Annotated in this window: 13 protein-coding genes and 1 pseudogene; 8 read left to right on the top strand and 6 right to left on the bottom strand. The window is 68.7% G+C overall.

Features of this window, described 5'->3' with window-relative positions; translation table 11 throughout:
- Positions 1-499: 499 nt before the first annotated feature.
- Together QCD75_RS02330 and QCD75_RS02325 are read left to right on the top strand one after the other, a co-directional pair.
- The gene (locus QCD75_RS02330) at positions 500-691 is read left to right on the top strand and encodes a hypothetical protein (RefSeq protein ID WP_226760627.1); all 192 of its coding nucleotides are present in this window, start codon (positions 500-502) and stop codon (positions 689-691) included.
- Positions 691-1,416, top strand: a complete 726-nt coding sequence (locus QCD75_RS02325) for a GAF and ANTAR domain-containing protein (RefSeq protein WP_301225329.1) — start codon at positions 691-693, stop codon at positions 1,414-1,416. The genes QCD75_RS02330 and QCD75_RS02325 overlap by 1 nt, the downstream gene beginning before the upstream one ends.
- Positions 1,417-1,553: 137 nt before the next feature.
- On the opposite strand, the pseudogene QCD75_RS22350 reads toward QCD75_RS02325, so the two are convergent.
- A pseudogene (locus tag QCD75_RS22350) lies at positions 1,554-1,635 on the bottom strand (YkvA family protein); the annotation flags it as partial.
- A 155-nt stretch (positions 1,636-1,790) separates the two neighbouring features.
- Positions 1,791-2,423 (bottom strand): TetR/AcrR family transcriptional regulator, encoded by a 633-nt coding sequence (locus QCD75_RS02315; RefSeq protein ID WP_301225327.1) that lies wholly within the window; start codon positions 2,421-2,423, stop codon positions 1,791-1,793.
- A 167-nt stretch (positions 2,424-2,590) separates the two neighbouring features.
- On the opposite strand from QCD75_RS02315, the gene QCD75_RS02310 reads away from it, so the two are divergent.
- The 5 genes from QCD75_RS02310 to QCD75_RS02290 all read left to right on the top strand — a co-directional run bounded on the left by QCD75_RS02310 (position 2,591) and on the right by QCD75_RS02290 (position 7,209).
- Positions 2,591-2,938, top strand: a complete 348-nt coding sequence (locus QCD75_RS02310) for a thiamine-binding protein (protein ID WP_301225325.1) — start codon at positions 2,591-2,593, stop codon at positions 2,936-2,938.
- Positions 2,939-3,020: 82 nt separating this feature from the next.
- Entirely contained in the window at positions 3,021-3,698 is a 678-nt protein-coding gene (locus tag QCD75_RS02305) for an O-methyltransferase (RefSeq protein ID WP_301225323.1), read from the top strand.
- Between the two features lie 165 nt (positions 3,699-3,863).
- Positions 3,864-4,970: an acyl-CoA dehydrogenase family protein gene (locus QCD75_RS02300; protein ID WP_301225321.1), complete on the top strand. Its 1,107-nt coding sequence runs from the start codon at positions 3,864-3,866 to the stop codon at positions 4,968-4,970.
- Entirely contained in the window at positions 4,964-6,391 is a 1,428-nt protein-coding gene (locus QCD75_RS02295; RefSeq protein WP_301225319.1) for a bifunctional PIG-L family deacetylase/class I SAM-dependent methyltransferase, read from the top strand. The genes QCD75_RS02300 and QCD75_RS02295 overlap by 7 nt, the downstream gene beginning before the upstream one ends.
- A gap of 5 nt (positions 6,392-6,396) precedes the next feature.
- Positions 6,397-7,209, top strand: coding sequence for a glycosyltransferase (locus tag QCD75_RS02290; protein ID WP_301225317.1), 813 nt, complete (start codon positions 6,397-6,399; stop codon positions 7,207-7,209).
- Positions 7,210-7,495: 286 nt separating this feature from the next.
- Here the strand turns inward: QCD75_RS02290 and QCD75_RS02285 are convergent, their stop codons facing one another.
- Both QCD75_RS02285 and QCD75_RS02280 read right to left on the bottom strand, forming a co-directional pair.
- A complete protein-coding gene (locus QCD75_RS02285) occupies positions 7,496-7,858 on the bottom strand; it encodes a hypothetical protein (RefSeq protein WP_301225315.1) in 363 nt (120 codons plus the stop codon).
- A gap of 209 nt (positions 7,859-8,067) precedes the next feature.
- Positions 8,068-9,717 carry an MFS transporter gene (locus QCD75_RS02280; protein ID WP_367400619.1) on the bottom strand — a complete coding sequence of 550 codons (1,650 nt, stop codon included), beginning with the start codon at positions 9,715-9,717 and terminating at the stop codon, positions 8,068-8,070.
- Positions 9,718-9,847: 130 nt separating this feature from the next.
- Between QCD75_RS02280 and QCD75_RS02275 the strand changes: the two genes are divergently transcribed.
- A complete protein-coding gene (locus QCD75_RS02275) occupies positions 9,848-10,420 on the top strand; it encodes a TetR/AcrR family transcriptional regulator (protein ID WP_301225313.1) in 573 nt (190 codons plus the stop codon).
- 49 nt (positions 10,421-10,469) lie between these two features.
- Here the strand turns inward: QCD75_RS02275 and QCD75_RS02270 are convergent, their stop codons facing one another.
- Positions 10,470-11,186: an ABC transporter ATP-binding protein gene (locus QCD75_RS02270; RefSeq protein ID WP_301225311.1), complete on the bottom strand. Its 717-nt coding sequence runs from the start codon at positions 11,184-11,186 to the stop codon at positions 10,470-10,472.
- Positions 11,187-11,195: 9 nt separating this feature from the next.
- A complete protein-coding gene (locus QCD75_RS02265; RefSeq protein WP_301225309.1) occupies positions 11,196-12,293 on the bottom strand; it encodes an ABC transporter permease in 1,098 nt (365 codons plus the stop codon).
- Positions 12,294-12,400 lie beyond the last annotated feature (107 nt).

The raw sequence follows: 12,400 nt of genomic DNA, 5'->3' as shown, positions 1-12,400 counted from the left end.
CCCGCCCTGCCCGGGACCAAGCAACTTGACCCGCGGGCGCATCTTGCCGGCACAGAGGCGATGAATCTTCGTTGTCAGCCAGCCGCGGGACCTCCCGATCCCGTGGTCGAGCGGTTCCTCCAACAGATTCACGTAATTCGACAGGTCCACCCCGTGTGGAAGCGGCGGTGGGGTTTCCCGACTGTCTGCGACGTGCCGAAGGTCTCCGCCAGGTCGCGTCAAGGAATTCCCGCCCGGAAACGGTAGATAATGCCCTTGACGATCGGACGGTGGTTTGGAACGGTCTCCCGCGGCTCCCGTCGGAACTGGGCATCAACGATTCAATCCGCTCCCATTGGGCATCGGTGAGGATCGCGGTACGCGACATGTTTCCAGCGCGCCAAAGCCGACAAGAACCAATTGGGAGACTCGCCCTAGCAGCCCCGCCACTTTTGCCGTACCGCTCCGTAACGGTCTTTAGTCCCTACTTGCCGCCGAATCCCCGTGGGAGCATTCGGATATGAGCGACAACGACGATCCGGCTACCCCTGCGCCCGGCAAAGGTCAGCACTCCAAGCCGCACGAACCGTTCGTTCCGCCGGGGGCGGAGTCCACCCGCGAGCTAAGGGAGATGGCCCGGCGCCGGCGGGAGGCTGAAGAGAAACTGCAGCACCACTTGCTGGAAGCCAAAGAGAAGCCCGCGGAGGATTGATGCTGAAAACCCGGCTCTCGGAGCACCTGCAGGATCTGTTGCTGGACAATGAAGTCCTGGAGGATTTCCTCCGTCAACTGTCCGACCTGGCGGCCGATTTCGCCGCAGCTGAAACCGGGCGCCCGGTGGTCTGTTCGGTGCGGGTCGCCCGGAAACGCAGGCCGCTGGCCCTGGCCGCCGGTGACCCCGACGCCGGGGCCCTGGACCGGCTGCAGGACGACGTTGGGGAGGGCCCGGGGCTGGAGGCGCAGCAGACCGGGATGCCGGTGCTGGTGCCGGACACGACGATGGATCCCCGCTGGAGGCGCTACCAGCGGGCGGCTGCCCAGCGTGGGAGCCGCAGTATTTTCGCCGTTTCGCTGATTGACGACCCGGACGCAGCGGCCACCCTGACCTTCCTTTCGACGTCCCCCGAGGCTTTCGACGACGGTGCCGTGGGAGCCTGCGGGGCGTTCGCCGTCCGCGCCGCCAAAGTGACGAAGCTGGCTGTCCGGTTCGAAGCCGCCCGGGGCGTGAACCGGGACCTGCTGATGGCCATGCGGTCGCGGACCGACATCAACCTGGCCACCGGCATCCTCATGGCACAGAGCCGCTGCTCGCAGTCGGAAGCGTTTTCGATGCTGTCCAAGGTCTCCAACACCAGGAACGTCAAGCTCCGGATCGTCGCCGGTGAGATCCTGCGCAGGTTCGACGGCGGTCCCGAGGCAACGGCCTTCAGTGCCTGAAGTCCCACAGCGCCCGCATTCCTACAGCGGCGCTCCGAGGCCGCCGAGCCTGAGGGTGAGCTGCAGCCCCTCTGGCGTTCCCGGCCAGTGCCGGCGCAGGGCATCCTCGCCCGCCCGCGCGATCACGGCGCGCAGGACGAGGGCCACAATAACCACGTCGTCGGCGTACCCGATCACGGGCACGAAATCCGGTACAAGGTCGATCGGTGAGAGCAGGTAGGCCAGGAGCAGGGCTAGCCGGATCCGCACCCCGGCGCCCAGAGTCCGGTCAGCGACCAGCCGCGGCAGAAGTCTCAACAGGTCCGGCAGCAACCGCAACGCATCCTTCATCGTCACCGTTTCCGGGTGCCTGCGCGCATAGCGCCACAGGAGTTCTAGCCGAGCACAGCGTCGAACGCGGTGCCAGGCAGCGGCGCCTGGGGCGGCAGCGGCCGTTGCGGGCGCTCCGTGCGAATGGCGTCCTCGACGAGGGCGACCGGTCGGCGCCAGGCATCCGAGCCTGCCTCCATCGTGTCCACGACGCCGATCAGCATGGCCAGCAAACGGATCAGGTCCGTCATCGAAATGTCGCTGCGCAGGGTGCCCTGGCCCTGACCGCGGCCCAGGAGCACAGCCACGGATTCGATCAGGTCCCCCGTGATCCCGGTCAGCAGCCCGCGCCGGCCGGCGACGGCTCCCAAGAGGTTGGCTTCCTCGCTGGCCACGCCCATGAGCGCATCAATGACACGGAACAGGCCATCGGCGGCGTCCGGTCCGGCGAGGGCCTCCTCAATGACCGGATCGACGATCAGCCCGAGCTGCCGGTGCAGTGCCGCGAGGACCAGTTCTTCCTTGTCAGCGAAGTTTCTGAACAGTGTGGCCGGTCCCACTCCGGCGGTCACGGCGATGGTCTGCAGCGGGACCTCGGGGCCATGCTCCCGGAAGCACTGGCGGGCGGCCGTGATGATTTTGTCCACGTTCCGCGCGGCATCGGCGCGGAGCGGCCTGCGGTCTGCTACCCGGTTCATTTGCCTAGGTTAGCAACGCACGGCCGGGGCCGGGAGATTACTCCCGGGTAGTGACTAATGTGACGGATTCCGCGGATTGCTCCAGGCCGCGTCCGGACCGGGAGGGGGGACAGATCCAGGCCCCGTCCACACCGCCACTAACTGGGAGTACGTGAAAGACTGGTGCCATGTTGTTAGCATTTTCTGTCGCACCCTCAGGCCGTCCCGCGCGCCAGGCCGATGACGCACCCGCCGGTTCGGCGGCCATAGCGGCGGACGAGGCCTCGGTCCACGACGCCGTCGCCGAAGCCGTACGGATCGTCCGTGAATCCGGCCTGCCGAACCACACCGACTCGATGTTCACCACGATTGAAGGGGAGTGGGATGAGGTCTTCGACGTCGTGAAGCGGGCCACCGAGGCGGTGGGCCGCTACGGCAGCAGGGTCTCCCTCGTCATCAAGGCAGACATCCGCCCGGGCTACATAGGAGAACTCAACGGGAAGCTGGACCGCCTGGAACAGGCCCTCGGCGACTAGTGCGGCGGTGCCGCAGGACATCCGGCTCCAGTAGGCGGCCAGCGGCCTACCGCCGGGCCGGGTCAGCTGGAAGACTTGGGGCATGTTCGAGCATCAGCCCACCGCCCGCTGGACCGCCGTCGAGGAATTCCTGTCCGAGGTTGTGGTCCGCCCTGACAGCACCCTGAAACGCGCCGTCAGCACCGCCCGCGAGGCGGGCATGCCGCCTATCGAAGTCGCCCCCACAGCCGGCAAACTGCTCAAACTCCTCGTCCAGCTCGCGGGTGCCCGCCGCGTGCTGGAAATCGGGACGCTAGCTGGGTTCAGCACCATCTGGATGGCCCAGGGGCTGCCCGACGGCGGCCGGCTGATCACGTGCGAATACCTCTCCAAACACGCCGCCGTGGCCCGCGCCAACGTCGACTTCGCCGGTTTGGGCCACCTCGTGGAGATCCGGGTCGGGGCGGCACTCGATACCCTGCAGGCGCTCGCCGACGAGGGTGCCGAGCCCTTCGATTTCGTGTTCATCGACGCGGACAAGGAAAACAACCCGCACTACCTCGACTGGGCCATCCGCCTCGGCAGGCCGGGCACCGCCGTCGTGATGGACAACGTGGTCTGGGAGGGCGCGGTGCTGGACCCCGCCCTGGACGCCGTCAACGCCCCGGGCATCATCAGCGCTGTGAAGATGCTGGGCGGGGACCCCCGGCTGGACGGCACCGTGATCCAGACCGTGGGCTCCAAAGGCTGGGACGGCTTCGCCCTGGCGCGGGTGGTGTAGCCGCGCGGCGGCCATCGCGCCGGCACGGGAGCTACGAGCGGAATCCCGAAAGTGCTAAGTGTGCTTAGATTTATGGAGCGGCCTGGAACTACTCGGCAGTAGCCCGGCCGTCAGGCATGGACGCCGACAGCAGCAGACGCACCTCGAAGGAGAACAGGCCACCACATGAACCGGACCCCCGATTCCCAGCGGCCCCTCGCCGTGCGGATCAGCTCCGCACCGGATCGCCTGGCCGGGCTCAGCCCCCTGCTCGCGGCGGCCGCGTCGGCCGTCGGCGACGTCCCGGCACTGCTGGAGCTGGCCAAAACCGCCGCAGCAGCAGCCCCGAATCCCGGCGAGGGCCGGACCGCGTTCCTGTGGGAAATCCTGGCGTCCGTCACGGCCATTGACGTCGCCGCGGGCCGGGCCATCGAACCCCACTTGGACGCCTCCGCAATCCTCGCCCAGGCCACCGGGCAGGCGGTCCTGAACGGCGGGGACTGCCCGGACGTTGACGGCGTCCACTTCGACGGCGCCTGGGGTGTGTTTGCCGCCGAAGCCGCCGGCCTGCGGCTTGAGGCCAAGCCGGCGGACGGCTGTTTCCTGCTGCACGGTTCCAAACCGTGGTGCTCCCTGGCCGCCCAGCTGGACCACGCCGTCGTGACCGCCCATCTGGACGACGGCGGCCGTGCGGCCTTCGCCGTCGACCTCCATGCCCATGGCGTCAGCTTCGAGGATCCGCAGTGGACCAGCCGGGGACTCACGGAAATCCCCAGCGGCACCGTGCACTTCGACGCCGTTCCGGCCGTGCCGCTGGGCGACTCCGGCTGGTACTACCGCCGGCCCGGCTTCGCCTGGGGCGGCATGGGCGTGGCGGCCTGCTGGCTGGGCGGCGCCGTCGCGGTGGCCCGCGGCTTCACGGATTCCCTGCTCAAGGCGGCCGGCGGCGGCCGCGAACCGGACCAGCTGGCGCTGGCCCACCTTGGCGAGATCGACCGCACACTGACTGCCCTGACCGGATACCTCGCCCGGTCCGCCGCGCGGATCGATGCCGGGGAACTCTCCGGCACCGGGGCCTGGAGCGAGGCCCTCCGGGTCCGCGGCAACATCGCCACCGCCGTCGAACGCATCCAGACGCTGGTCAGCCGCAACCTCGGCCCCGGCCCGCTCGCCTTCGACCCCGTCTACGGAAAACGCATGGCCGACCTCTCCCTCTACATCCGCCAGCACCACGGCATGCGCGACGACGCCCAGCTCGGTGCCCTCACACTCAAGGGGGACCACCCGTGGTGAGCTTCACTCACGAGGACGCCGGAACCAGCGAGGACGCCTGGGCAGCCAGCGGACTGGCTGCCCTTCCGGAACTGCCGCTCGACGCCGGGGAACTCGCCGGGCGGGCGTTCATCGTCCTGGCCGCACACCCGGACGACGAATCCCTCGGGGCCGGCGGGCTGATGGTCCGGCTGCGGAGGCTCGGGGCCCGCATCACGGTGCTGTTGTGCACGGCAGGGGAGGCCTCGCACCCGGACTCACCAAGTACGACGCCGGAACAACTCGCCGCCGTCCGGCTCCGGGAATTCGGCGGCGCGCTCAGGCAGTTGCTCCCGGACCCGGGCTGGCGGTTCCTCGCCCTGCCGGACGGCAGGCTCGCCGACCACCGGGCGGAGGTGCACGCGGCGCTGCAGCGCGCCATCGCAGAAGCTGCCGCTTCGGGACTGCCGGCGGAGCGCATCACCCTCGTGGCGCCCTACCGGCATGACGGCCACACCGACCACGAGGCACTGGGCTCCGCCGCCGCCGAGGCCGCCGGTGCCGGCGGCCACGGGTTGCTGGAGTACCCCATTTGGTACTGGCTCTGGGCGGACGCCGCGGACCCGGCCTGGCAGTCCTGGCTGCGGCTGCCGCTGGATCCCGCCGAACGGCAGGCCAAGGCTGCGGCCATGGCCTCCCACACCTCGCAGGTCCGGGCGCTGTCCGGCCAGCCGGGGGACGAGGTGCTGCTCCCGCCGGCCTTCCTGGAGCACTTCGAACGGCCGTTCGAGACCTTCGCGTGGCAGCGCCCGGCCGCCGCCAGCAGCACCAATTCCTACGCCGCCGCCGACGCGGAAGGCGTCTTCGACGCAGTCCACACCGGAACCGACGACCCCTGGCAGTACACCACCAGCTGGTACGAGCACCGCAAACGCGCGCTCACCCTCGCGGCCCTCCCCGGCCTGAACTACAACGCGGGACTCGAGATCGGCTGTTCGATCGGGACCCTCAGCGTGGACCTCGCGCAGCGCTGCGCCAGCTTCCTGGCCGTCGATGCCAGCGGCGCCGCGCTGGCCTACGCCGCCCGGCGCCTCGAGCACCTGCCCGGCGCCCGGACCCGCCACCTCACCGTCCCGCAGGACTGGCCGGAGGGCCGATTCGATCTGATCGTGGTCTCCGAGGTGGGCTACTACCTCGCACCCGGCGAGCTGGCTCAGCTGTTCGGGCGGGTCGAGGCCGCACTCCTGCCCGGCGGCACCCTGGCCCTGTGCCACTGGCGCCACCCCATCTCCGGCTGGGAGCTCGACGGCGATTCCGTCCACGCCGCCGCGCGCCGCCAGCTTGGCTGGGCAGACGCCGGGCTCTACCGGGAACGCGACTTCATCCTCGAGGTCCTGATCGCGCCCGGGGCCGGCGGGGACCCGCGGCCGGCAGCCACCACCGACCCGGGCCCGGAGAGCTAACCGGAATGGCCGCCCTGCCGCTGCCGCTGCCCCTGCCGCTGCCGCTGCCCCGCGGACACAGCATCGACCGGATCTCCGTCGTGATCCCGGCCCACAATGAGGACGAACACCTGGGCCGGGCCCTGAAGGCGGTGCAGCGTGCCGCCGATGCCCTGCACCGGCGCCGCCCCGACGTGGACGTCGGGGTCACCGTGGTGCTGGACAGCTGCACCGACGGTTCCGCCGGCATCACGGCCCGCTACGTCGCGGCGGACCGGCGCTTCAGCGCCCTTGAAGTGGCCGTCCGCAACACCGGGGCCAGCCGCGCGGCCGGAATCCAGGCCGCCGGCGTCGGATCATCCCGGCGCAGGCCGCCCGGCAAACGCTGGACGCCGCCACCGTGGGCCGGACGGACCTGGCTGGCCAACACGGACGCGGACTCGCAGGTTCCGGAAAACTGGCTCGTCCGCCAGCTGGAATTCGCCGAAGCCGGAGCCGACGCCGTGCTGGGCTCGGTGGAACCGGACCCCGCTGGGATGGACCCGGAGCTGCTCCGGCGCTGGCTGGAACGCCATCCCTTCGAGGAGAACCACCCGCACATCTACGGAGCCAATTTCGGCGTCAGGGCCTCGGCCTACCTGGCCGCCGGGGGCTTCCCGAAGCTCGCCTCGCACGAGGACCGGACCCTGGTGCAAAGCCTCCGGAACCGCGCTTTCACCGTGACCGCCACGGACAGCATGCGCGTGCTGACCTCGGGCCGGATCCATGCGCGGGCGCCGCACGGCTTCGGCGCGTACCTCCGGACGCTGGGACGGCACCGGCCAACTGCGGTCGACTGACGCGGGGGAGGCGCCGGTCCGGTCCGCGCCCCGGACCCGGGCTAGGCTTCGCAGATGCCAAGTTCCCTGGAAGAGTCTGTTGAAGCTGCAGGACTGGCGGTATCCGCTCGCAAGAAACTTTCGCTCGATGCGGCGGCAGACGTGAGGTTACCGGGGCGGTTTGAATCGTTCGGCAGTCAGGGGTAACTGCCACCGCAGCTCCGGGATCACCAAGCATCAGCAACCTAACAATATTGGTGCCGACGCCCCGGGTGACTGTGCGTCTGGCTTCCCGCCGTAGCGACCCTTATGGCTGCGCGAGGGCTCGCTCCAACACCGCTTGATTCCGGGCGACGTAGTGAGCAGCGGCACGCCAGAGCTCTCCATGTCCGTTGATATACATGTCCGCCCAGGGCTGGAACCCAGTCTCGTTCGGGGAGTTCAGGAGATTGAACATCGCTGCTGTTCGTTTCGCCATAGCGGCCGGCAGTGCCTTGCGTAGTGCGTCATCAGCGTCGTATCCGTCAACAACGGCACGAAGCCTCAAGGCAGCGACTTCCACCGGTTGTCCGTCGAACAGCTGGCCGAATGACTGCGCGACGTACGCCAGATCCCACAGCCGCGTGCTTGGGCCGTTGCCGTCCCTGCCCAGCGGCTCCGGAACATCCACCCGGATGACCGGAGCGCACCAAGGTAGTTCTGGAGGCGGCAGAGTTTTCCAGCCAGGGTTTTCGGACGGTGTGACCAACGCGCACAACACTTTCGGACGCATTTCCGCCCGTCAGTTCTTGCTCGTCCTCGACCATCCCAGCAGGCTACAACGAAAGACTGTTGCGGCCAGAGAGCCGGCTCGCCGGCCTCGCCGCCGGGGGCCGCGCACTACGGCTGGGCTGCCAGCGGAGCGACCACGGCGTCGTCCTCGTCTTCGCGGCGCATGGCTGGAAGCGCGAAGGTTGCGAGCAGGCCGAGGAGGATGATGCCGGCCGCGCTGAGGGTGGTGATCCGGGCGGCGGTCACCATTGCCGCCTCGGCCGCGGCCTGGGCGGCCGGACTGCCCTGGGGCAGCGATCCGACCTCGGGAATCGCCGCTCCGGCCGAGTCCTTGACGATCGAGACGATCTTCGTACGGGCATCCGTATCGAGGCCGGGCACTGTGTTCAGGTTCTCGGCGGCCTGGGCGGCCAGGGTCGAGACGAGGAGTGTGCCGAGCACGGCGATGCCGAGTGCTGAGCCGAGTTGCCGGAAGGTGCTCTGCAGGCCGGATGCCTGCCCGCTCTGGCTGACCGGGACATCCGCGAGGATCACGCTCGTCAGCTGGGCGGTGGCCATCCCGACGCCGATGCCGTACAGGAACAGCCAGGCCGCCAGCACCCAGCCGTTCGCGGTGAGGCTGATGCTCAGGCCCAGCCCGGTGATGGCGACGGCCTCGAGTAACAGGCCCGCGCGCACGACGCCGCGACCGCCGAGCCGGCGGGTGAGCTGGGCTGAACCACCGGAGATCAGGAAGGTGCCAACGGCCAGGGACAGGATCAGGAGTCCCGTGTCCAGCGCCGTGTAGCCGAGAGCGCCCTGCAGGAACAGCGGCAGCGCGAAGAGCATACCGAATTCGCCCAGCGCCACCACCAGGGCCGCGATGCTTCCGTAGCGGAAGCTCCGGATGTCCAGCAGCGTGAGGTCAAGCAGCGCCGGTTTGCGGGCGTGTGCCCTGGATCGCTCGACGAGCACGAACGTGAAAAGCATGGCTGCGCCGAGCGCGAAAGCGGCCGGGACCGGGGAGATCGGCCAGGTCCAGCGGAAGCTGCCGGCGGTGAGCTGCTCCGTGGTGGTCAACCAGCCGTAGCGCTGGCCCTCGATCAGGCCGAAGACGAGTGCGCCAAGTCCGAGGATGGACAGCACGACGCCGGCAATGTCGGCACCGCGTTCGGCGTGCGGGTCCTTCGTCTCCGGCACCCAGCGCAAGGTGCCGATCAGGACGATCACGGCGATCGGGATGTTGATCAGGAAAGCCCAGCGCCAGCTGAAGTCGGTGGTCAGCCAGCCGCCGACGAGCGGCCCGACCGCTGCCATGCCGCCGATGGTCGAGCCCCAGATCGCGAAGGCGATCCCACGTTCCCGCCCGGTGAAGAGAGCGTTCACGGTGGAGAGGGTTGCGGGCAGGATCATGGCGCCGCCGGCACCCTGGAGGAGCCGTGCAGCGATCAGGGTCGCGCCGGAGTCCGACATGGCGGCCAGAACGCTCGCGATGCCAAAAACGACGATGCCGACGATGAGCAGACGCCGCCTGCCGAAGATGTCGCCGATCCGGCCGACCGTGATCAGGAGCGCGGCGAAGACCAGCGCATAGACGGAGTTGACCCATTCGGCGTCGGAAGCGGTCAGGCTGATGTCGCGGATCAGCACGGGGAGAACGACATTGACGACCGTGGCATCCATGATGATGATGGAGACGGCCAGGGCGATGATCGGCATCGCTTTCCAGCGCTTCGGGTTCAGCGTGGTGTCGGCAGGGCGGGGAAGCGCATCGGTCACGGTCGTTCCTGATCTCTCGTTGTGCGTGTCATGCAGGAGCTTACTGACGCTTCTGTCAGTATCCTAGGCCTTTGGCAGGAGAACCTCGTAAACTGGAGGCTTCACTGGCCCGCTCACGAAAAGGACTCGCATGCCGAAGATCTCCGCCCCGACCGTTGCGGAGCACCGTGTGCGCCAGCGCTCCGCCCTCCTCGAAGCGGCAACGGAGCTGCTCGTCAGCGGGGGAGTCAACGCAGTGACGCCCGCAGCGGTGGGGGCGGCCGCGGGTCTGGCCAGGCCGAGCGTCTATCAGTACTTCTCCTCCGGCGCAGATATCCTCGCCGCCGTGATCGAGGATGCCTTTCCGCGCGCCAATGCCAGGCTCGCGCTGGCCCTCGACGCCGTGAGCGGGCCGGCCGAAAGGCTCGATGAGTATGTGCGCGTGACACTGCTGCTCGCGAACGAGGGCGCGCACCGGCCGGCCGCCGCGCTTGCCGCCGCGCAGCTTCCGAAGGAGTGCCTGGCCCGGCTGGATGAGTTGCACCGTGAGCAGACTGCGCCGTTCATGCAGGCGCTCCAGGAGCTCGGGGTGCCTGAGCTCCTGATCACGGCGCAGCTCCTGGGCGGAGTGCTCGAGGCGGCCATGGCGGCGGTCGAGTCGGGGGCATCCGTGGACACGGTGACCGAGCGCACCCTGGCCCTGGTGCACATGGCTACCGCTTAGGCGAGCCGCCCTACCGCCCGAGCGGGCCGCGGTGGAGCCTCGCCGGCACCTATTGTGCTGCAATCATTGCCGCCACCTCGACCGCGGCCGGGGTGAGCGTGCCGTCGACCATGGTGAACACGGCATCCATTCGGGTAAGGTGCGACCGGTCGTGGGTCACGAGAATGGTCGCGGTGTTGCGGGCGAGCGTCATCTCCAGAATGAGGTCGATGATCGCCGCTCCGCGTTCCTGGTCGAGCGCGCTGGTCGGCTCGTCAACGATAAGGATGGAGGGGTCGTTCATCAAGGCGCGTGCGATGTTGACCCGCTGGCGCTGCCCGCCGGAGAGCGCGCTCGGGCGCTTGCCGGCCTGGCCCTCGAGGCCGACGGACACCAGCAGGTCGGTGGCCCGGGCCCGAAGCTCCTGTGCGGAGCGCTTCGTCGCGTTCGAACTGCCGAGATGGCCCATGACCTCGAGCTGTTCCAGTGCGGTGAGCGAGGGCAGCAGGTTGGACTGCTGGAAGACGATGCCGATGCGTTCGCGCCGCAGGGTGGCGGTCTGGGTGCGGCTGAGGGTCGAGGCATCCACATCGTCAATCAGTACGCGCCCGGAGTCGGGGGCGATCAGGGCGGAGGCGACGGCCAACAGGCTCGACTTGCCAGAGCCGCTCGGTCCGGTGATCGCCGTGATCGTGCCGCGCTCCACGGCGAGGTTGGCATGGTCGATGGCGGTGACGAAGCCGTCGCCGTCGGGGAAGGTCAGGGTGATGTCGTCGAGACGAATCATGGCGGTCTCCTAGTTGTTCTGGCCGTTGAGGGCCGTCAGCGGGTCTGTCTTGATCACGCTGCGGAGCGCGAATGCGGCCCCGATCAGGCCGAGGCCGACCATGGCGACGGCGGGAAGAATGGTGGTGACCGGGCTGACGACGAACGGCACCGCCGCGGGCAGCATGGCCCCGGTTGCGGCGGTGATGCCGATGCCGAGACCCACCCCGATGACGAGAACCACCAGTGCCTGGCCGAGCGCGTCGCGCACCAGGCTGGCGGTTGACGCGCCCAGGGCCTTCAGTACTGCGATGTCGCCGCTGCGCTGAATGGTCCAAACGGTGAAGAACGCGCCAATCACGAGCGCGGAGATGCCAAGCAGAAGGCCCAGCATCATGCCGAGCGAACCGATCTCGCTCTTGAAGCTCTCGATGGCCATCAGCGACAGCAAGAGGGGGCTCGACGTCGTATTGGCCCGGGCATCCAGTGCCGTGAAGTCCCCGCTGCTGTCGGCCTGTACAGCCAGGGCGGTTGCGAACGGCGCGGCCTTGACGGTCTGCTGGGCGACGATGTCACGCCAGTCGGTGAGGGACATCCAGATGACCCCGGTATGGCTGAATTCGGCGCTCCCGGAGACGGCTGCGACGGTGAACTCGTGCCCGAAGACGGTCACCGGGTCACCGGGATTCGCGTGCAGCGCGGCTTGGGCGCGTTTGGACAGCACAAGCGTGCCGTCCTGGGTGGGCACCGTCTGCTCCGGTGAGATGGAGGTAAAGGTCTTCTCCACGCCGAACAGCGACACGGTCGCCTCGCGGTCATGTGCCGCCGTGACCTTGCTGATGGTGATTCCCAGAGGTTCGACGGCGGTGACGCCGGGTGCCGCACTCCACGCGGTGGCGGATTCCTCGCTCAGCTGCGAGTCGATGAAACTCAGGGTCTTGCCCATTCCCGGCTGGGCCAGCACGACGCGGTCGGCGTGGAACGGCGTCAGGGCGGAGATGTTGGCGTTCGCCAGGCCCTGCGTGAGGCCGCCGAGGAATCCGACGAGAAGGGTGATGAGGAGAACGACGGAGCCGATGAGAATGAATCGACCGCGGGCGAACCGCAGGTCGCGCAGGGCGACGAACATAAGGGATCCTTACTGACAGTAGTGTTGGGAACAGTGTAGATCATCGGATAGACCCGATTGACGCCACCCGGTGACCTTTGGCCCTAACGTGGGCCGACGGTGGGGCG

The sequence above is a fragment of the Arthrobacter sp. PsM3 genome (assembly GCF_030433895.1).
Taxonomy (GTDB): Bacteria; Actinomycetota; Actinomycetes; order Actinomycetales; family Micrococcaceae; genus Arthrobacter.
The sequence above is the reverse complement of the archived record's forward strand: the minus strand, read 5'-3'. Positions and strand labels throughout refer to the sequence as shown.

Bases quoted from the DNA above. Each gene is read 5' to 3' on its own strand.
- QCD75_RS02330 (WP_226760627.1), top strand. From the start codon at position 500: ATGAGCGACAACGACGATCCGGCTACCCCTGCGCCCGGCAAAGGTCAG.
- QCD75_RS02325 (WP_301225329.1), top strand. From the start codon at position 691: ATGCTGAAAACCCGGCTCTCGGAGCACCTGCAGGATCTGTTGCTGGAC.
- QCD75_RS02315 (WP_301225327.1), bottom strand. From the start codon at position 2,423: ATGAACCGGGTAGCAGACCGCAGGCCGCTCCGCGCCGATGCCGCGCGG.
- QCD75_RS02310 (WP_301225325.1), top strand. From the start codon at position 2,591: ATGTTGTTAGCATTTTCTGTCGCACCCTCAGGCCGTCCCGCGCGCCAG.
- QCD75_RS02305 (WP_301225323.1), top strand. From the start codon at position 3,021: ATGTTCGAGCATCAGCCCACCGCCCGCTGGACCGCCGTCGAGGAATTC.
- QCD75_RS02300 (WP_301225321.1), top strand. From the start codon at position 3,864: ATGAACCGGACCCCCGATTCCCAGCGGCCCCTCGCCGTGCGGATCAGC.
- QCD75_RS02290 (WP_301225317.1), top strand. From the start codon at position 6,397: ATGGCCGCCCTGCCGCTGCCGCTGCCCCTGCCGCTGCCGCTGCCCCGC.
- QCD75_RS02275 (WP_301225313.1), top strand. From the start codon at position 9,848: ATGCCGAAGATCTCCGCCCCGACCGTTGCGGAGCACCGTGTGCGCCAG.
- QCD75_RS02270 (WP_301225311.1), bottom strand. From the start codon at position 11,186: ATGATTCGTCTCGACGACATCACCCTGACCTTCCCCGACGGCGACGGC.
- QCD75_RS02265 (WP_301225309.1), bottom strand. From the start codon at position 12,293: ATGTTCGTCGCCCTGCGCGACCTGCGGTTCGCCCGCGGTCGATTCATT.